The organism is Streptomyces sp. NPDC048269, assembly GCF_040652395.1.
Classification (GTDB): Bacteria; Actinomycetota; Actinomycetes; order Streptomycetales; family Streptomycetaceae; genus Streptomyces.
The window spans coordinates 271,787-290,304 of sequence record NZ_JBEZLW010000002.1; the positions used below are offsets into that span (position 1 = coordinate 271,787).

At 71.6% G+C, this 18,518-nt stretch carries 18 protein-coding genes; 5 read left to right on the top strand and 13 right to left on the bottom strand.

Annotated elements, in window-relative coordinates; all coding sequences use genetic code 11:
• Window positions 1-68: 68 nt before the first annotated feature.
• From hisF to hisD, 8 genes are read right to left on the bottom strand one after another with little or no spacing between them, the layout of a single operon-like run.
• Window positions 69-824: an imidazole glycerol phosphate synthase subunit HisF gene (gene hisF / locus AB0D48_RS03395; RefSeq protein WP_362390248.1), complete on the bottom strand. Its 756-nt coding sequence runs from the start codon at window positions 822-824 to the stop codon at window positions 69-71.
• Entirely contained in the window at window positions 821-1,204 is a 384-nt protein-coding gene (locus AB0D48_RS03400; RefSeq protein ID WP_362048244.1) for a RidA family protein, read from the bottom strand. The genes hisF and AB0D48_RS03400 overlap by 4 nt, the downstream gene beginning before the upstream one ends.
• A complete protein-coding gene (gene priA, locus AB0D48_RS03405) occupies window positions 1,201-1,929 on the bottom strand; it encodes a bifunctional 1-(5-phosphoribosyl)-5-((5-phosphoribosylamino)methylideneamino)imidazole-4-carboxamide isomerase/phosphoribosylanthranilate isomerase PriA (protein WP_362390250.1) in 729 nt (242 codons plus the stop codon). Before priA ends, AB0D48_RS03400 begins: the two co-directional genes overlap by 4 nt.
• Window positions 1,929-2,588: an imidazole glycerol phosphate synthase subunit HisH gene (gene hisH / locus AB0D48_RS03410; RefSeq protein ID WP_362390253.1), complete on the bottom strand. Its 660-nt coding sequence runs from the start codon at window positions 2,586-2,588 to the stop codon at window positions 1,929-1,931. Before hisH ends, priA begins: the two co-directional genes overlap by 1 nt.
• Window positions 2,585-2,752: a hypothetical protein gene (locus AB0D48_RS03415; RefSeq protein WP_030028108.1), complete on the bottom strand. Its 168-nt coding sequence runs from the start codon at window positions 2,750-2,752 to the stop codon at window positions 2,585-2,587. The genes hisH and AB0D48_RS03415 overlap by 4 nt, the downstream gene beginning before the upstream one ends.
• Before the next feature lie 2 nt (window positions 2,753-2,754).
• Window positions 2,755-3,348: an imidazoleglycerol-phosphate dehydratase HisB gene (hisB, locus tag AB0D48_RS03420; RefSeq protein ID WP_326591415.1), complete on the bottom strand. Its 594-nt coding sequence runs from the start codon at window positions 3,346-3,348 to the stop codon at window positions 2,755-2,757.
• Window positions 3,345-4,451: a histidinol-phosphate transaminase gene (locus tag AB0D48_RS03425; protein WP_362390255.1), complete on the bottom strand. Its 1,107-nt coding sequence runs from the start codon at window positions 4,449-4,451 to the stop codon at window positions 3,345-3,347. Before AB0D48_RS03425 ends, hisB begins: the two co-directional genes overlap by 4 nt.
• Complete coding sequence (hisD, locus tag AB0D48_RS03430; protein ID WP_362390257.1) at window positions 4,448-5,770, bottom strand: histidinol dehydrogenase; 1,323 nt, start codon at window positions 5,768-5,770, stop codon at window positions 4,448-4,450. The genes AB0D48_RS03425 and hisD overlap by 4 nt, the downstream gene beginning before the upstream one ends.
• A gap of 124 nt (window positions 5,771-5,894) precedes the next feature.
• Between hisD and AB0D48_RS03435 the strand changes: the two genes are divergently transcribed.
• From AB0D48_RS03435 to ybaK, 3 genes are read left to right on the top strand one after another with little or no spacing between them, the layout of a single operon-like run.
• Window positions 5,895-7,508 (top strand): oxidoreductase, encoded by a 1,614-nt coding sequence (locus AB0D48_RS03435; protein ID WP_362390259.1) that lies wholly within the window; start codon window positions 5,895-5,897, stop codon window positions 7,506-7,508.
• A gap of 43 nt (window positions 7,509-7,551) precedes the next feature.
• Complete coding sequence (locus AB0D48_RS03440) at window positions 7,552-8,289, top strand: LON peptidase substrate-binding domain-containing protein (RefSeq protein WP_362390261.1); 738 nt, start codon at window positions 7,552-7,554, stop codon at window positions 8,287-8,289.
• The gene (gene ybaK / locus AB0D48_RS03445) at window positions 8,289-8,780 is read left to right on the top strand and encodes a Cys-tRNA(Pro) deacylase (RefSeq protein ID WP_362390263.1); all 492 of its coding nucleotides are present in this window, start codon (window positions 8,289-8,291) and stop codon (window positions 8,778-8,780) included. The genes AB0D48_RS03440 and ybaK overlap by 1 nt, the downstream gene beginning before the upstream one ends.
• Before the next feature lie 340 nt (window positions 8,781-9,120).
• On the opposite strand, the gene AB0D48_RS03450 is transcribed toward ybaK, so the two are convergent.
• The 4 genes from AB0D48_RS03450 to AB0D48_RS03465 all read right to left on the bottom strand — a co-directional run bounded on the left by AB0D48_RS03450 (window position 9,121) and on the right by AB0D48_RS03465 (window position 12,994).
• On the bottom strand, window positions 9,121-9,768 hold the full coding sequence (locus tag AB0D48_RS03450) for a hypothetical protein (protein ID WP_362390265.1): 648 nt from the start codon (window positions 9,766-9,768) through the stop codon (window positions 9,121-9,123).
• A 34-nt stretch (window positions 9,769-9,802) separates the two neighbouring features.
• Window positions 9,803-10,603 carry an ABC transporter permease gene (locus tag AB0D48_RS03455; protein WP_362390469.1) on the bottom strand — a complete coding sequence of 267 codons (801 nt, stop codon included), beginning with the start codon at window positions 10,601-10,603 and terminating at the stop codon, window positions 9,803-9,805.
• A gap of 11 nt (window positions 10,604-10,614) precedes the next feature.
• The gene (locus AB0D48_RS03460) at window positions 10,615-11,589 is read right to left on the bottom strand and encodes an ABC transporter ATP-binding protein (RefSeq protein WP_362390471.1); all 975 of its coding nucleotides are present in this window, start codon (window positions 11,587-11,589) and stop codon (window positions 10,615-10,617) included.
• 103 nt (window positions 11,590-11,692) lie between these two features.
• Complete coding sequence (locus AB0D48_RS03465; protein WP_362390267.1) at window positions 11,693-12,994, bottom strand: NYN domain-containing protein; 1,302 nt, start codon at window positions 12,992-12,994, stop codon at window positions 11,693-11,695.
• 213 nt (window positions 12,995-13,207) lie between these two features.
• Here AB0D48_RS03465 and AB0D48_RS03470 point away from each other — a divergent pair, with 213 nt between their 5' ends.
• Window positions 13,208-13,372: a hypothetical protein gene (locus tag AB0D48_RS03470; RefSeq protein WP_362390269.1), complete on the top strand. Its 165-nt coding sequence runs from the start codon at window positions 13,208-13,210 to the stop codon at window positions 13,370-13,372.
• 72 nt (window positions 13,373-13,444) lie between these two features.
• On the opposite strand, the gene dnaE is transcribed toward AB0D48_RS03470, so the two are convergent.
• Window positions 13,445-16,987, bottom strand: coding sequence for a DNA polymerase III subunit alpha (gene dnaE / locus AB0D48_RS03475; RefSeq protein ID WP_362390271.1), 3,543 nt, complete (start codon window positions 16,985-16,987; stop codon window positions 13,445-13,447).
• 159 nt (window positions 16,988-17,146) lie between these two features.
• Between dnaE and AB0D48_RS03480 the strand changes: the two genes are divergently transcribed.
• The gene (locus AB0D48_RS03480; RefSeq protein WP_362390273.1) at window positions 17,147-18,499 is read left to right on the top strand and encodes a DUF2252 domain-containing protein; all 1,353 of its coding nucleotides are present in this window, start codon (window positions 17,147-17,149) and stop codon (window positions 18,497-18,499) included.
• Window positions 18,500-18,518: the final 19 nt, after the last annotated feature.

Consider the following 18,518-nt stretch of genomic DNA (forward strand, 5'->3'; position numbering starts at 1 on the left):
CGGCCCCGCCGGCGTTGAGGCGCGGCCACCGGCCGCAGCCGGAGGGAACGGGCAGCCCCCGGGAGGGATCAGCGGACCGGGTGGCCCGCCGCCCGGAGCGTGTCCTTGACCTGGGAGATCCGCAGGTCGCCGAAGTGGAACACCGAGGCCGCGAGCACCGCGTCGGCGCCCGCCTCGATCGCCGGCGGGAAGTGATCCAGCTTGCCGGCACCGCCGGAGGCGATCACCGGGACCGTGACGTGCCCCCGCACCGCCGCGATCATCTCGGTGTCGTACCCGTCCTTGGTGCCGTCGGCGTCCATCGAGTTCAGCAGGATTTCCCCGGCACCCAGTTCGGCCGCCCGGTGCGCCCACTCGACGGCGTCGATGCCGGTGCCCCGGCGGCCGCCGTGGGTGGTGACCTCGAAGGAGCCCGATCCGGTCCTGCGGGCGTCGACCGACAGGACGAGGACCTGACGGCCGAAGCGCTCGGCGATCTCCTGGATGAGCTCGGGACGGGCGATGGCGGCGGTGTTCACGCCCACCTTGTCCGCGCCCGCCCGCAGGAGTTTGTCCACGTCGTCGGCGGTGCGGACGCCGCCGCCCACGGTCAGCGGGATGAAGACCTGCTCGGCGGTGCGGCGCACCACGTCGTACGTGGTCTCGCGGTTCCCCGAGGACGCGGTGATGTCGAGGAAGGTCAGCTCGTCGGCGCCCTCGGCGTCGTACAGCTTGGCCATCTCCACCGGGTCGCCGGCGTCGCGCAGGTTCTGGAAGTTGACGCCCTTGACCACCCGGCCGTTGTCCACGTCCAGGCAGGGGATCACTCGTACGGCGAGGCTCATGCCGCACCTCCGTACGCTTCGACCTCGACCTCGACGACCATGCTGGGGTCGACGAAGCCGGAGACGATGATCATGGATGCGGCGGGGCGGACCGCGTCGAACAGCTCCTTGTGGGCACGGCCCACCTCGTCCACGTCCCGGGCGTGGGTGAGGTACATCCGGGTGCGGACCACGTGCTCGGGGCCGAGACCGGCCTGGGCGAGGGCCTTGAAGGCGACGCCGAAGGCGCCGACGGCCTGGTCGTACGGGCCGTTGGCGTCGGCCGCGGTGCAGCCGGAGACCAGGACGAGGCCGTTCGGGAGCTGGACGGCGCGGGAGTAGCCGATGACGTCCTCGTAGGCGCCGCCGGACGAGATGCGGCGTACTTCGTCGGAACTCATGCGGAGACCACCTTCAGGGCTTCTTCCAGGGTGAAGGCCTTGGCGTACAGGGCCTTGCCGACGATCGCGCCCTCGACGCCCTGCGGGACCAGCTCGGCCAGCGCCCGCAGGTCGTCCAGCGAGGAGATGCCGCCGGAGGCCACGACGGGCCGGTCGGTGGCGGCGCAGACGTTCCTCAGCAGCTCCAGGTTGGGGCCGGTCAGCGTGCCGTCCCGGCCGATGTCGGTGACGACGTACCGGGCGCAGCCCTCGGAGTCCAGGCGGGCGAGGGTCTCGTACAGGTCGCCGCCCTCGCTGGTCCAGCCGCGGCCCTTGAGGGTGGTGCCGCGCACGTCGAGGCCGATCGCGATCTTGTCGCCGTGCTCGGCGATGGCCTTGGCGGCCCACTCGGGGGTCTCCAGGGCGGCGGTGCCGAGGTTCACGCGGGTGCAGCCGGTGGCCAGGGCCGCCGCGAGCGAGGCGTCGTCGCGGATGCCGCCGGACAGCTCGACCTTGATGTCCATGGCGGCGGTGATCCCGGCGACCAGGGCGCGGTTGTCGCCGGTGCCGAAGGCGGCGTCCAGGTCGACCAGGTGCAGCCACTCGGCGCCGGAGCGCTGCCAGGCGAGGGCCGCCTCCAGCGGGGAGCCGTAGGAGGTCTCGCTGCCGGACACCCCGTGCACGAGGCGGACGGCCTGTCCGTCGCGGACGTCGACCGCGGGGAGGAGCTCAAGCGTCTTCTGCATCAGAGGGTCTCGATCCAGTTGGTGAGGAGCTGGGCTCCGGCGTCGCCGGACTTCTCGGGGTGGAACTGGGTCGCCCACAGGGCGCCGTTCTCCACCGCCGCGACGAAGCGCTCGCCGTGGGTGGCCCAGGTGACCTTGGGGGCGCGGATCACCGGGTTGGTGACCTCCAGGTTCCAGTCGTGCGCCGCGTAGGAGTGCACGAAGTAGAACCGGGCGTCGGCGTCCAGGCCGGCGAACGCCTGGCTGTCGGCGGGGGCGTCGACGGTGTTCCAGCCCATGTGGGGGACGATCGGGGCCTTGAGCGGGCCGACCGTGCCGGGCCACTCGTCGAGGCCCTCGGTCTCGACGCCGTGCTCGATGCCGCGCTCGAAGAGGATCTGCATGCCGACGCAGATGCCCATGACCGGGCGGCCGCCGGAGAGCCGGCGGCCGATGATCCAGTCGCCGCGGACGTCCTTGAGGCCCTGCATGCAGGCGGAGAAGGCGCCGACGCCGGGTACGAGGAGTCCGTCGGCGTCCATGGCCTTGTCGTAGTCGCGCGTGATCTCGACGTCGGCACCGACGCGCGCGAGGGCGCGCTCGGCGGAGCGGACGTTGCCGAAGCCGTAGTCGAAGACGACGACCTTCTTGGAGGGACGGGTGGTGGCGGCAGTGCTCATTCCCAGATTCCTTGGATTCGCAGGACCCCGGCGGCCAGACACATCGCGGAGGCGATGGCGAGCAGGACGACGACCGATTTGGGCATCTGCTGCTTCTGGAAGGAGTAGACGCCCCCGGCCAGGAACAGGCCGAGGACGATCAGGATCGTGTTGAGCCCGTTCACGGCTAGAGGGCGCCCTTCGTGGAGGGCAGGATGCCGGCCGCGCGCGGGTCGAACTCGGCCGCGTACCGCAGGGCGCGCGCGAGCGCCTTGAACTGGCACTCCACGATGTGGTGGGCGTTGCGCCCGTACGGGACGTGGATGTGCAGGGCGATCTGGGCCTGCGCGACGAAGGACTCGAAGATGTGCCGGGTCATCGTCGTGTCGTAGGTGCCGATCATCGGCGCCATGTTCTCGGGCTCGGTGTGCACGAGGTAGGGGCGGCCGGACAGGTCGACGGTCACCTGGGCGAGGGACTCGTCGAGCGGCACGGTGCAGTTGCCGAAGCGGTAGATGCCCACCTTGTCGCCGAGGGCCTGCTTGAAGGCGGCGCCGAGCGCGAGGGCGGTGTCCTCGATGGTGTGGTGGGTGTCGATGTGCAGGTCGCCGTCCGTCTTGACGGTGAGGTCGAAGAGGCCGTGGCGGCCGAGCTGGTCGAGCATGTGGTCGTAGAAGCCCACGCCCGTCGAGACGTCGACCTGGCCGGTGCCGTCGAGGTTTATCTCGACGACGACCGAGGTCTCCTTCGTGGTCCGTTCGACCCGTCCGATGCGGCTCATGCGTGCTGCTCCTTCTTCAGTGCGCGAACCGCTTCCAGGAACGCGTCGTTCTCGGCCGGGGTGCCGGCGGTGACCCGCAGCCAGCCCGGTACGCCGTTGTCCCGGACCAGGACACCCTGGTCGAGGATCTTCTGCCAGGCGGTGTGGGAGTCCTCGAACTTCCCGAACTGGATGAAGTTCGCGTCGGATTCGGTGACCTCGTAGCCGATGGCCCGCAGTTCGACGACCAGGCGGTCCCGCTCGGCCTTGAGCTGCTCGACGTAGCCGAGCAGGGTGTCGGTGTGCTCCAGGGCGGCCAGCGCGGTCGCCTGGGTGACGGCCGACAGGTGGTACGGCAGGCGCACCAGCTGGACGGCGTCGACGACGGCGGGGTGCGCTGCCAGGTAGCCCAGGCGCAGTCCGGCGGCGCCGAAGGCCTTGGACATGGTCCGGGAGACCACCATGTTCGGCCGGCCCTCGATGAGGGGCAGCAGCGAGTCGCGGTGGCTGAACTCCACGTACGCCTCGTCCACGATGACCAGGGACGGCTTGGCCGCCTGGGCGGCCTCGTACAGGGCGAGGACCGTCTCGGCGTCGACCGCGGTACCCGTGGGGTTGTTGGGCGAGGTGATGAAGACGACGTCGGGGGCGTTCTCGGCGATCGCCTGCTCCGCCGCCTCCACGTCGATGGTGAAGTCGTCCCTGCGGGGGCCGGAGATCCAGCCGGTGCCGGTGCCGCGGGAGATCAGCGCGTGCATCGAGTACGAGGGCTCGAAGCCCATCGCGGTGCGGCCGGGCCCGCCGAAGGTCTGCAGCAGCTGCTGGATGACCTCGTTGGAGCCGTTGGCGGCCCATACGTTCTCCCGCGTGACCGGGTGCTCGGCCGTACGGGTGAGGTAGGCGGCCAGCTCGGTGCGCAGCTCGACGGCGTCCCGGTCGGGGTAGCGGTTGAGGGTGCGGGCGGCGTCGGCGACGCGCTCGGCGATGCGCCGTACGAGCGGCTCGGGGAGCTCGTACGGGTTCTCGTTGGTGTTCAGCTGGACGGGCACGTCGAGCTGCGGGGCGCCGTACGGGGTCTTGCCGCGCAGCTCATCGCGGATGGGGAGGTCGTCGATCCCGGTCACTGGTTCGGAACCTTCCATCCGAAGCGCGCCTTGAGGGCGGCGCCGTGCGCGGGCAGGTCCTCGGCCTCGGCCAGCGTGACCACGTGGTGGGTGACCTCGGCGAGGGCGTCGCGCGTGTAGTCGACGATGTGGATGCCGCGCAGGAAGGACTGCACGGACAGGCCGGAGGAGTGGCAGGCGCAGCCGCCGGTGGGCAGCACGTGGTTCGACCCGGCGCAGTAGTCGCCGAGGGAGACCGGGGCCCACGGGCCGACGAAGATCGCGCCGGCGTTGCGCACCCGGGCGGCCCAGGCCGCGGCGTCGGCGGTCTGGATCTCCAGGTGCTCGGCGCCGTACGCGTCGACGACCTTGAGGCCGTCCTCCAGGCTGTCGACCAGCACGATCGCGGACTGCTTGCCCGCGAGGGCCGGCTTGATCCGGTCGTGGATGTGCTTGGAGGCCGCGACCTGCGGCTCCAGCTCGCGCTCGACTGCCTCCGCGAGCTCGGCGGAGTCCGTGACGAGGACGGCGGCGGCCAGCGGGTCGTGCTCGGCCTGGCTGATCAGGTCGGCGGCCACGTGCACCGGGTCGGCGGTGGAGTCGGCGAGGACCGCGATCTCGGTCGGGCCGGCCTCGGTGTCGATGCCGATCTTCCCGGTGAAGTAGCGCTTGGCGGCGGCGACCCAGATGTTGCCGGGGCCGGTCACCATGTTCACGGGCAGGCAGTCCTCCGTGCCGTACGCGAACATCGCGACGGCCACGGCGCCACCCGCCGCGTACACCTCGTCCACGCCGAGCAGCGCGCACGCGGCGAGGATCGTCGGGTGCGGCAGGCCCCCGAACTCCTTCTGCGGCGGGGACGCGAGCGCGATGGACTCGACGCCCGCCTCCTGCGCCGGTACGACGTTCATCACGACGGAGGAGGGGTACACCGAGCGGCCGCCCGGGGCGTACAGCCCCACGCGCTCCACCGGAACCCACTTCTCGGTCACGGTGCCGCCGGGGACCACCTGGGTGGTGTGCTCGGTGCGGCGCTGGTTCCGGTGCACGATCCGGGCGCGCCGGATCGACTCCTCCAGGGCGGCGCGGACGGTGGGGTCGAGCTCGTCGAGGGCGGTCTTGAGCGCCTCGGCGGGCACCCTGACCTGCTCCAGCGTCACCCCGTCGAACTTCTGCGCGTACTCGATCAGCGCCGCCGTGCCACGATGATGGACGTCCTCGCAGATGGGCCGCACCTTGTCCAGGGCGGCTTCCACGTCGAACTCGGCACGGGGCAGCAGGTCGCGCAGGGCGCCGCCCTCGGGGAGGGCGTCACCGCGCAGGTCGATACGAGAGATCACCCCCCAATTCTCTCAGACCGCCTCGTGCCACCGTTCGCCCGTATCACTGGCTGATACACGCCCCGGACGTCACAGGCGCCCGTTAGCGTTCCCGTACACGTACCTGGAGCGGAGGGGGGCCGCCATGACCGAGGCACACACGGGCACCGAGGCACGCGCGGGCGAGGAGCCGGCCGATCTCTCCGCCTCCGAGCGCCGCATGTGGAGCGCGTACCGCACGGGCGTCGTCTGCGACCTGAGCGTGCGCGCCGGCGACCGGGACGATCCGCACGGCCGGCACGTCTGGGGCCCCGAGCGCAGCGTCCGCGCCCAGGTGGTGGCCCTGCTGCTGCTCCACGGGCCGCCACCGGTACCGGGCCGGGTGGCCTCGCTCAAGCTGCGCGGCGTACGGATCACCGGGCGGCTCGACCTGTCCGGGGGCACGGTGGGCCCGTACGTGGAGCTGCAGTCCTGCCGCTTCGACAGCGAGATCCAGCTGTCCGAGACCCGCATCGGCACCCTGCGCCTGGTGAACTGCGCGATCCCCCGGCTGGAGGCGGCCCGGCTGCACACCGAGGGCGATCTGCACCTGCCGCGGTGCCGGGTGGCCCGGGGCATCCGGCTGACCGACGCGCAGATCGGCACCGACCTGCTGATCAGCCAGGCGGTGGTGCAGAAGGACAGCAAGGGCCGGGCGATCGCCGCCGACGGGATGTCGGTGGCGCAGGACTTCCAGGGCGAGCTGCTGGAGACGTACGGGGAGGTGAGCCTGCGCGGCGCGAAGGTCGGCGTGTCGATGAACATGCGCGGGGCCCGTCTGCGCAACCCGAACGGGCGGTACGCGCTGAACGCGCCGCAGCTGACCGTCGAGCGGACCTTGTACCTGACGTCGATCTCCCTGGACTACGTCCCGGGATCGAACTCCTCCACTCCCCCGTACGGACTGGGGCTGACGCCGGCGCGCGGTCAGCCCTCGCAGCGCTTCGAGTGCCGGGGCGGGCTGCGGATGGACGACGGCCGCTTCGGTGACGCCGTCGACTTCTACGGGGCGCGCTTCGTGCTCACCGACGAGCAGGAGATCTCCCTGCGCCGGATCCAGACCCCCGAGTTCCGCTTCGTCGGCGAGCGGCCGGAGCGCGGGCGGGTCGTGGTGTCCGGGGCCAAGGTGGTCAAGCTCGTGGACGCCTCCACCAGTTGGCCGGGGCCCGGAGGGGTGTCGATCGAGGGCTTCGTCTACGAGAACCTCGCGCCCCGGGGCCACTTCCCGCTCTCGCGCCGGCTGGCGTGGGTGGAAGCGGCCACGCCCGAGTACTCGCCGGAGCCGTACGAGCGGCTGGCCGCCGTACTTCGGGCCAGCGGTGAGGACGCGGACGCCCGCGAGGTGCTGCTGGCCAAGCAGCGGCGGCGGCGGGCGACGCTGCCGCCGGCGGCGAAGGCCTGGGGCTACGTCCAGGACTGGACGGTGGTCTACGGGTACCGGCCGGGCCGTGCCGCGCTGTGGATGGCCGTCCTGTGGGCGGCGGGCGCACTGCTGTTCTCCCAGCACCGGCCGCCCCCCATCAAGGAGGACGAGCACCCGACGTGGGATGCCGCCCTGTACGCCCTGGACCTCCTGCTGCCCGTGATCGACCTCGGCCAGCAGGGACAGTGGAAGGTGGACGGCGGCTGGCAGTGGGGAGCGGCGGCGCTGGTGATGCTGGGGTGGATCCTCGCCACGACGGTGGCGGCGGGCGCGTCGCGGCTGCTGCGGCGGGGGTGACGGGGATAGGGCGGGTCGGCCCCCGGCCATTACCCTGTGCCTCGTGACCACCGTTCGCCTGCCCCTCTTCCCCCTCAACTCGGTGCTGTTCCCGGGACTCGTCCTCCCGCTGAACATCTTCGAGGAGCGTTATCGCGCCATGATGCGCGAGCTGTTGAAGACGGGCGAGGACGAGCCGCGCCGTTTCGCGGTCGTCGCCATCCGCGACGGCCGCGAGGTCGCCCCGACCGCGCCCGGCCTGCCCGACCAGACGGCCCTGCCCGAACGCGGCCCCGCCGCGGGCTTCGGCCCGGATCCGGTCCAGGCCTTCCACCGGGTGGGCTGCATCGCGGACGCCGCGACGATCCGGGAGCGGGAGGACGGCAGCTTCGAGGTCCTCGCGACGGGCACGTCGCGGGTCCGGCTGATCTCGGTCGACGCCTCGGGCCCCTTCCTCACGGCGGAGCTGGAGGAGCTCCCGGAGGACTCGGGCGAGGGCGCGGGGGCGCTGGCCGAGGGGGTGCTGCGGGCCTTCCGCAACTACCAGAAGCGGCTGGCCGGGGCCCGCGAGCGGTCCCTGACCGGCGCGGAACTCCCCGACGAGCCGTCGGTGGTCTCGTACCTGGTGGCAGCGGCGGCGGTGCTGGACATCCCGGCGAAGCAGCGGCTGCTCCAGGCCCCGGACACGGCGACCCGCCTCGCGGAGGAACTGAAGCTGCTCCGCACGGAGACGGCGGTGATCCGTCACCTCCCCTCACTGCCGGCGGTGGACCTGACGCGTACTCCGACGAGCCCGAACTGATGGCGAAGAAGAAGGCACCCGCAGGGACCCCGGCGATCGTGGCCCTCACGGCGGCGGGCGCCGAGTTCACCACGCACGCGTACGCACACGACCCGGCGCATCCCTCGTACGGCGAGGAGGCCTCGGAAGCGCTCGGCATCCCGTCCGACCGGGTGTTCAAGACCCTGGTCGCGGAGGTGGACGGGGTCCTGACGGTGGCGGTGGTGCCGGTCTCGGGCTCGCTGGACCTGAAGGCCCTCGCCTCGGCGGTGGGCGGGAAGCGGGCGGTGATGGCCGATCCCGCGCTGGCGGAGCGTACGACGGGGTACGTCCTGGGCGGCATCTCCCCGCTCGGCCAGCGCAAACGTCTGCGCACGGTGATCGACGCCTCTGCCTCCGGCCACCCGACCGTGTGCTGCTCGGCGGGCCGCCGCGGCCTGGAGGTCGAGCTCTCCCCGTCGACCCTGACCGCGTTGACGGGCGCCACGCTGGCACCGATCGCCCGCCCGTAGCCGTCTGCGGAGCCAACGTCAGGGGCTGCGCCCCCGAACCCCCGCGCCTCGAACGCCGACGGGGCTGGATGTGGCTGATGCCGTCCGCCTGGCGGACGCGCGAGGGCGCTCCGCGCGCTTCCGGGCTGCCGCCCGGCAGATCCAGCCCCGCCGAGCGCTTGAGGCGCGGAGCCCGACCTTCAGCCCCGCCGACGCTTGAGACGCGGGGCGCGCGGGGCGGAGCCCCGATCTTTCAGCCTCGCCGGCGCTTGAGGCGCGGGGTCCGGGGCGGAGCCCCGACCTCCAGCCCCGCCGGCGTTTGAGGCGCGGGGTTCGGGGCGGAGTCCTGGGAGACGGCGGGTCAGGGGCGCGGAGGCTGCGGGGCCGGCGGGTCGGCGTGGACGTGGGGCGGGGGGTAGACGGCCCAGGCGGGGCCGGGATCCGGGTCACGCGGGGACCAGATGGCCATAAGGCCCAGGTGGACCAGGACGGCCGTCATCGGCCAGACCAGCAGCACCCCGTGCGCCAGCATCTGCAGCGGCGCGTCGAACGGAACGCCCTTCCCCGCCTTCGCCGCGACGGACGGCAGGTCCGACGACGGCCCCAGCCACAGCCCGAGCCGCCACCCCACCAGCGCGGCGAAGAGCGACCCGACCCCGAGCCCGATCACCAGCGGCACACCCCCGCGCCGGCGCCACAGGAAGGCGCCGACGGCACTCAGCGCGCCCAGCCCCGCCGACAGCAGGAAGAAGGTGCCGTCGGCCCCGATCCGCGCCTCGCTCTCGCTGTTGCGCAGGAACACAGCCTCACCGTTGGAGACGTACTGCACCCGCGGCGCCAGCCACACCCACAGCAGGGCGAGGAGCACTCCGGCCACCGCGACCACGAGGGCGACGGCGGCCCCGTCCCGGATGTCCCGCGGGGTGATGGCCGCGTCGTCGGCCCCTGGCTTCTGGGGCGGGAGCGACGGCGGGTGGAAAGGAGACGGCGGGGTCACGGCTTCGGTCACCCCCACATCGTGCCAGGTGCGTTCGCCGCCGGCGTCAGCGGACCGCCGCCCGCCGGTACGCCCAGGTCGCGACGGCCAGCGACAGGACTCCGACCGCCCCGCACACGCCGAGGTCGAAGGCGACCGCGGCCCAGTCCGGATCCGGTGCGAAGGTCCGCGCGAACGCCTCCACCCCGTACGTGGAGGGCAGCAGGTCCCGCGCCCACACGATCACGTCCGGCATCCGCTCGGGCGGCAGCACCCCCAGCAGCAGCGCCGCCGACATGCCGAGCTGCCCGGCCAGCGTGGCCAGCTCCTGCCGCGGCGCCAGCAGCCCCAGCGCCGCGCCGAGCCCGGCCAGCGCCGCCCCGGCCAGCGGCACCACCGCGGCCAGGATCCACAGCCCGCCCATCGGCAGCCCGAAGAGCACGCACCCGAAGACGGCGGTGACGAGGGTCCCGGGCAGCGTGAAGGAGGCGTACGCGCCGGCCGCGCCCAGCACCACCGACGCGGGCGGCACCGGCAGTGTGGCGTAGTGGTCGAGGCCGCCGCCCGCCCGCAGCTGCCCGAAGTACTGCGCGAGCAGGTTCAGCGCGACGAAGGCCACGACGAGGACGGAGGAGCCGGCCACGACGGCCCGGGCCTCCGAGCCCCCGTCCACCACGCCCCGCATCAGGATCATGATCCCGACGGACTGGAAGGTGGCCACGAACAGCAGCGGGATCCGCGCCACCCGGGCCCGGGACAGCTGCGCCCGGTACACGGCGGCGAGCGCGGGGAAGAACCGCGCCTTCGGAGCCAGCGCGGCGGGAGCGCACGCGGCGTCCACGGCATCCACGGCGCCCGCGGTGCCCACGGCAGCGGTAGTCACGACTTGACCAGACCCTTCATCCGCCCGCCCAGTGCCAGGTAGACGTCCTCCAGGCTCGGCGTCGTCAGCGTGAAATCGTCGAGGGCGGCGAAGGCCGGCCCCCCGGTGACGGCGGCCACCGCGGCCCGCGCCTCCTCGGCCGGCAGCCGCAGCACCCAGTGGCGGCCGGCCTCGGCGGCCAGCGGGGCGAGCGCCGCGACCTCCGCCACTTCCAGCGGCGGGGCGGACCGCCACACCAGCTCCAGCCGGACCGCGCCCGAGACCCGCGCCTTCAGTCCGGCCGGGGTGTCGCATGCGATGACCTTGCCCTGGTCGATGACCGCGACTCGGTCGAGGACCGTCTCGGCCTCGATGACGTTGTGGGTGACGAGCAGGACGGTGGCGCCGTGCCGCTCGCGCCGCCGGTCCACGGCGGACCACACCGCGCGGCGGGCCACGGGGTCCATGCCGGTGGTCGGTTCGTCGAGGACGAGTACCGGCCGCTCCCCCACCAGGGCGGCGGCGAAGCAGGCCAGGCGCCGCTGCCCGCCGGAAAGCTTCTTCAGGGGCCGCCCGGCGATGGCCGTCAGTCCGAGCTCCTCCAGTACGTCGTCCCGCGCGGCCCGCGCCGCCCGCGCGTCGAGCCCGCGCAGCCGGCCGGTGGTCTCGGCGGCCAGCGACACGGTGAGCTCGTCCAGCGCGGTGGACTCCTGCCCCAGGTAGGCGAGCAGCCGCGCCGCCCGCCCCGGGTGGCGTACGAGGTCGTGGCCGAGCAGGGTCACGGTGCCCGCGTCGGGGCGCATCAGCCCGGTGAGCTGGCGGACCAGGGTGGACTTGCCGGCGCCGTTGGGGCCGAGCAGGCCGAAGACCTCGCCGCGCCGTACGTCCAGGGACACGCCGTCGCTGGCACGGGTCTCGGGCAGGGCGGGGGCCCCGCGCCGGCCCCGTACGGCGGGATACGTCTTGACCAGGTCACGCACGGCGCAGACCACGTCGGAGGCCGCTGCCGCGGTGGCTGCCGTGTCCGGCGTCCCGCGGGGTCCTGCCTGTGCTGTGCCCGTACTCACGAGGGAGCAGCCTACGCGGCTTCCACCCCTAGTCCGCCGCCGGGGTGGGCGGGGCCGTCGCGCCCAGGGGCGGGGATCCCGGGGCCGCGGCCGGTACGGCGGCCACGTGTTCGGCGGCCGCCCGGACGTCGATCTCCCGCCAGAACCCGGCCCGGATGGCGTACCTGTCGTGCTCGTCGATCTGGTCGTCCTTGTGCGCGAGCAGCCCGAACCGGGCGGCGTAGCGCAGCAGCTCCCCGTCGATCCGGTGCGGGATGCGCGGGTACATCGTGGCCAGCTTCTGCAGGTGGACGGTCTCGGGGAGCCGCTCCATCCAGCGCCGGGCGAACACCTGTCCCACCTCGAACGGGTCGCCGCCGACGGTGGTGATGTCCTCCTCCCGGTCGGCCCAGCGCTGCTCGGCGCTGGTGAGCTGGGCGAGGGTGGGCAGCGAGGCGGTCTCGGCGGGTTCGCCGAGCGGTCCGGCGCGGTCGATCCAGCCCTTGTCGGAGGACCAGCGCAGGGCGCTGCCGGCGGGCGGCTGGCTCCCGTTCTGCGCGGGCGTGTTCTGTCCGGGCGCGCGCAGCGACCCGGCGAGGTCCTTGGGCGTGGGCACGGCCCGGCCCCCGGGGGTGGCGGGAGCGGGTACGGGGGCTCCGTCGGCGGCGTCCTCCCGGCCGTCGGCGGAGCCGTTGCGGGCGGCCTCGGCGAGCGCGGCCTCGGGCAGCGGGGCGGAGAGGATGGCGGCGATGTCGGGGCGCGGGGCGGGCGGCGGGGAGCACAGCCCGGTGAGGTCCTTGGCGCGGACGGCCCGGGTGATCCAGGCCCGGTCGAGGACGCGGCGTTCGTCGGCTTCCGCGACGAGGTCCTCGGACTGGTTGTAGTCCCCGTCGGCGGCCTGTACGGCCCACAGGTGGACGGCGACCCCGTGTTCCTTGGCGGACATCAGGCCGGGCAGCAGATCGCCGTCGCCGGTCACCAGGACCACGTCGGAGCAGGCGCGGTTGCGGGCCAGCTCGGTGAGTTCCGCGTGCATGGCGGCGTCGACGCCCTTCTGCGCCCAGCGGCCGTCGCTGCGGGTCAGGGCGCCGAGCCGGACGGTGACGCGGGGCATGACGCGCAGTCGGCGGTGCTCGGGCTGCGGCACCCGGTCGGGTGCGCCGTCGAACCAGTAGATGCGCAGCAGGGGCTGCTCGGTATCCGCTTCGGCGCGCTCGCGCAGGCCCTGGATGAGGGCGGCATGGTCGACGGTGATCCGGGAACGGGAGGGCTCCCCTGCGAGAAGGCTCGCGGCGGCGCCCAGCAGATAGCCGGCGTCCACCAGGACGACGCAGCGGTCCACGCGTACCACCCTCTTCCCTGGGGGTCCTCGATAGGTTTTCCCCGAGTCTGCCCGACCGCAAGGGTGTTGACGGCCGGAACTCGATCATCGGCGTGGCGGATCTCACGAGGGGGAAGGAGATGGGCTCCGACTACGCGCGGTAATGATCCAAAATGCGCGGTTTCTTGCGCTGTGTGAGTGTGAAGGCGGTCCTGGCCCCTAGACCCTCACGGAGGCTCCACCATGGCCAAGAACAAGCAGCAGAAGCAGCCGAAGCAGCAGGCGCGCTCGTCCGCGCAGGACCCGTCGAGGAGCTCGGCGCAGTCCTCGCCCGAGTCGACCTCGCAGGCGCCGAGTCCGATGGATCTGGCCCACAAGAGCAAGACGAAGAAGTTCGGCCACAACTGACGCCCCGCGTCCAGTGGCGGGAAAGGGCCTGCCCGGCGATGCCGGGCAGGCCCTTCGCGTGCCGGTTGCCCACTACCCGGCCAGGCAGGACGGGCCGAGCAGCACCTTGAGGTCGCCGAAGAGGGCCGGGTCGGGCTGGACGCGATGCTTGTCGAGGCGGAGCACGGTCGTGGTCCGCGGCCCCTGGAGCTTGATCCGTACCTCGGTGTTGCCCTTGTGGTGGCGCAGGATCTCCCCCAGACGGGTCACCATCGGCGGCGTGACCTTGACGGTGGGGATGGTCAGGACCACCGGGGCGTTGGTGCCGGCCGACGAGAGGTCGGGGACCATCATCTCCATGGCGACCAGGCGGGGTACGTCTTCGCGCTTGTCGAGGCGGCCCTTGACGAAGACGACGGTGTCCTCGACCAGCTGGGTGGAGACGAGCTGGTAGGTCGCGGGGAAGAACATGCACTCGATGGAGCCGGCCAGGTCCTCGACGGTGGCGATGGCCCAGGCGTTGCCCTGCTTGGTCATCTTGCGCTGGAGGCCCGAGATGATGCCGCCGATGGTGACGACGGCGCCGTCGGAGTGCTCGCCGCCGGTCAGCTGGGAGATGCCGGCGTCCGTCTTGTCGGACAGCACGTGCTCCAGGCCGAAGAGCGGGTGGTCGGAGACGTAGAGGCCGAGCATCTCGCGCTCCTGGGCGAGCAGGTAGGACTTCTCCCACTCGACGTCGGAGAACTCGACGTCGAGCCCGAAGCCCGGCTCGTCGCTCGCGCCCTCGTCGCCCATTCCGCCGAAGAGGTCGAACTGGCCCTCGGCCTCCTTGCGCTTCACGGCGACCACGTTGTCGATCATGGACTCGTGGTGGGCGACCAGGCCCTTGCGGGTGTGGCCCATCTCGTCGAAGGCCCCGGCCTTGATCAGCGACTCGACGGTCCGCTTGTTGCAGACGACGGCCTCGACCTTGTCCAGGAAGTCGGGGAAGGAGGAGAACTTCCCCTTGGCCTTCCTGGTCTTGATGATCGACTCGACGACGTTCTGGCCGACGTTGCGCACCGCGGTGAGGCCGAAGAGGATCACGTCGTCGCCCTGGGCGGCGAAGTTCGGCTCGGACTCGTTCACGTTCGGCGGGAGCACCTTGATGCCCATGCGCCGGCACTCGTTCAGGTAGATCGCGGACTTGTCCTTGTCGTCCTTGACCGAGGTGAGCAGGCCGGCCATGTACTCGGCCGGGAAGTTCGCCTTGAGGTAGGCGGTCCAGTAGGAGACCAGGCCGTACGCGGCCGAGTGGGCCTTGTTGAACGCGTAGCCGGCGAAGGGGACCAGGACGTCCCACAGGGCCTGGATGGCCTTGTCGCTGTAGCCGTTCTTCTTCGCGCCCTCCTGGAAGATGACGAAGTTCTTCGCCAGTTCCTCGGGCTTCTTCTTGCCCATCACGCGGCGCAGGATGTCGGCCTCGCCGAGCGAGTACCCGGCGATGATCTGGGCGGCCTTCTGCACCTGCTCCTGGTAGACGATCAGGCCGTAGGTGACCGCGAGCACCTCTTCGAGGGGCCCCTCCAGCTCCGGGTGGATCGGGGTGATCTCCTGCTGCTTGTTCTTGCGCAGGGCGTAGTTCGTGTGCGAGTTCATGCCCATCGGGCCCGGCCGGTACAGGGCCGAGACGGCGGAGATGTCCTCGAAGTTGTCGGGCTTCATCAGGCGCAGCAGCGAGCGCATGGGGCCGCCGTCGAACTGGAAGACGCCGAGGGTGTCACCGCGGCCGAGCAGCTCGAAGGTCTTGGGGTCGTCGAGCGGCAGGGCCAGGAGATCGATGTCGATCCCCTTGTTGGCCTTCACCATCTTGACGGCGTCGTCCATGATCGTGAGGTTGCGCAGGCCCAGGAAGTCCATCTTCAGCAGGCCGAGCGACTCGCAGCTCGGGTAGTCCCACTGGGTGATGGTGACGCCGTCGGTGTGCCGCACCCAGACGGGTACGTGGTCGGTGATCGTCTCGCTGGACATGATCACGCCGGCGGCGTGCACGCCCATCTGGCGGACCAGGCCCTCCACACCGCGGGCGGTGTCGATGACCTTCTTCACGTCCGGCTCGTTCTCGTACATCCCGCGGATCTCGCCGGCCTCGCCGTAGCGGGGGTGCGTGGGGTCGAGGATGCCGGAGAGCGGGATGCCCTTGCCGAGGACGTCGGCGGGCATGGCCTTGGTGAGCCGGTCGCCCATGGCGTACGGGTAGCCCAGGACGCGCGCGGAGTCCTTGATCGCGTTCTTGGCCTTGATCGTGCCGTACGTGCCGATCATGGCGACCTTGTCGGCGCCGTACTTCTCGGTCACGTACCGGATCACCTCGACGCGCCGGCGCTCGTCGAAGTCGATGTCGACGTCGGGCATGGAGACGCGCTCGGGGTTCAGGAAGCGCTCGAAGATCAGACCGTGGGTGAGCGGGTCGAGGTCGGTGATGCCCATGGCGTACGCGACGATCGAGCCGGCCGCGGAGCCTCGGCCGGGGCCCACCGCGATGCCCTGGTTCTTGGCCCACATGATGAAGTCGGCGACGACGAGGAAGTAGCCGGGGAAGCCCATCGAGATGATCGTGTCCATCTCGTACTCGGCCTGCTTCATCCGGTCGTCCGGGATGCCCCCGGGGTAGCGGCGGTGCATGCCGCGCATGGTCTCCTCGCGGAACCAGGTGACCTCGGTGTAGCCGTCCGGGATGTCGAACTTCGGCATCAGGTTCCGGAACTTGAACATGCCCTCGGTGTCGATCTGGTCGGCGACCAGCCGCGTGTTGGCGCAGCCCTCCTGCCAGGCGTCCGAGGAGTCGATGGCGTACATCTCGTCCGTGGACTTCAGGTAGTAGCCGGTGCCGTCGAAGCGGAAGCGGTCCGGGTCCGAGAGGTTCTTGCCGGTCTGGATGCACAGCAGGGCGTCGTGGGCGCCGGCCTCGCTCGCGTAGGTGTAGTGCGAGTCGTTCGTGACCAGCGGCGGGATGCCGAGCTTCTTGCCGATCTCCAGCAGCCCGTCGCGGACCCGGCGCTCGATCTCGATGCCGTGGTCCATCAGCTCCAGGAAGTACCGGTCCTTGCCGAAGATGTCCTGGTACTCGGAGGCGGCCTTCAGGGCCTCGTCGAACTGGCCGAGACGCAGCCGGGTCTGGAGTTCGCCGGAGGGGCAGCCGGTGGAGGCGATCAAGCCCTCCGACCACTTGGAGATGGTCTCCTTGTCCATGCGCGGCCACTTGGTGAGCCAGCCCTCGGCGTACGCGTCGGAGGACAGCCGGAAGAGGTTGTGCAGGCCGGTGGAGTTCGCCGCCCAGATCGTCTTGTGGGTGTAACCACCGGAGCCGGAGACGTCGTCGCGCTTCTGGTGCGGCTGGCCCCACTGGATGCGGCGCTTGTTGCGCCGGGACTCGGGGGCGACGTACGCCTCGATGCCGATGATCGGCGTGATGCCGGCCTTCTTCGCGGTGTGGAAGAAGTCATAGGCCCCGTGGAGGTTGCCGTGGTCGGACATGGCGATGTGCGTCATGCCCATCTCGTTGCACGCGTTGAACATGTCCTTCAGCCGCGCGGCACCGTCCAGCAGCGAGTACTGGGTGTGGACGTGCAGGTGCGTGAACGGCGGCTTGGTCACGGTGGGAGTCCTCCGGCGGGGAGAGAGGGGCGGCAGCTCTGAATCCTACGTCGGCCGGGTGACAGATCACGGGCACCGACGGGTACCTTCATCCGTTGCAGGGCCAAGGACGACTGTCCGAAAACCGATCCACCCCCGCGTCACCAGGAGGCATCCGCCATGGCGGTTCCCGAGACGACCGACGAGCAGCGCGCCGAGCAGATACTCGACGTCTTCGACACCGCGTTCGGTGAGCTGCTCGCCGCCGACCCCGCTGCCTTCCAGGTCAAATTCCGGAAGATGGCGGCCTCCGCCTTCGCCTTCTACCGGGGCACGGCGTGCCTCTTCTACGCGGACCTGGAGCGCGACCGCCACGGCGGCCCGTACCTGGACGAGCGGACGGGCCGGGTGTGGATCCACGGCGATCTCCACGCGGAGAACTTCGGCACGTACATGGACTCCAACGGCCGGCTGATTTTCAACGTCAACGACTTCGACGAGGCCTACGTCGGCCCCTTCACCTGGGACCTGAAGCGGTTCGCCGCCTCCGTCGCGCTGATCGGCTACACGAAGGCGCTCAGCGACGACCAGATCAGCGAGCTGGTACGGGTCTACGCGGGCGCCTACCGCGAGCGGATCCACGCCCTGGCCACCGGGGCCAAGAACGAAGACGTGCCCTCCTTCACCCTGGACACCGCAGAGGGCCCGCTGCTGGACGCGCTGCGCTCGGCCCGCTCCCGCACCCGCTTCTCCCTCCTGGACTCGATGACGGAGATCCGCGACTTCGAGCGCCGCTTCACCCCCGGCCCGGGCACCATCGAGCTGGACGCGGCCACCCGCTACAAGGTGCTGGCCGCTTTCGACGGGTACCTGGAGACCCTGCCCGACGAGTCCCTCGTCCGGCCCGACTCCTACCGCGTCAAGGACGTGGTGGGCCGCCGCGGCGTCGGCATCGGCTCGGCCGGCCTGCCCTCGTACAACATCCTGCTGGAGGGGCACAGCGACGCCCTGGAGAACGACGTCGTGATCTACCTCAAGCAGGCGCAGACCCCCGCGGTCTCCCGGCACATCACCGACCGGGCGGTACGGGAGTACTTCCACCACGAGGGCCACCGCACGGTGATCTCCCAGCGGGCGCTCCAGGCGCACGCCGACCCGTGGCTGGGCTGGACCGAGCTGGACGGCTCGGGACAGCTGGTGGCCGAGGTCTCCCCGTACGCGGTGGACCTGGACTGGTCCGACCTGGACGACCCGGAGGAGATCGCCGCCGTCGTCGCGGACCTGGGCCGGGCCACGGCGACCATGCACGGCGCGGCGGACGCGGACGAGAGCGGCCAGACGCTGGTCCCCTTCTCGACCGAGCGGGCCATCGACGCGGCCATCGCGGCCGACGAGGAGGGCTTCGCCCGCCTGCTCGTGGACTTCGCCCACGCGTACGGTGCCCGGGCGCGCGCCGACCACCAGATATTCGTGGACCTCTTCCGCAACGGCCGTCTCACTCCCCCGGCCACCGCCGGGAGGCACCCCCGGTAGTCGGGCGGGAAGCAGACCT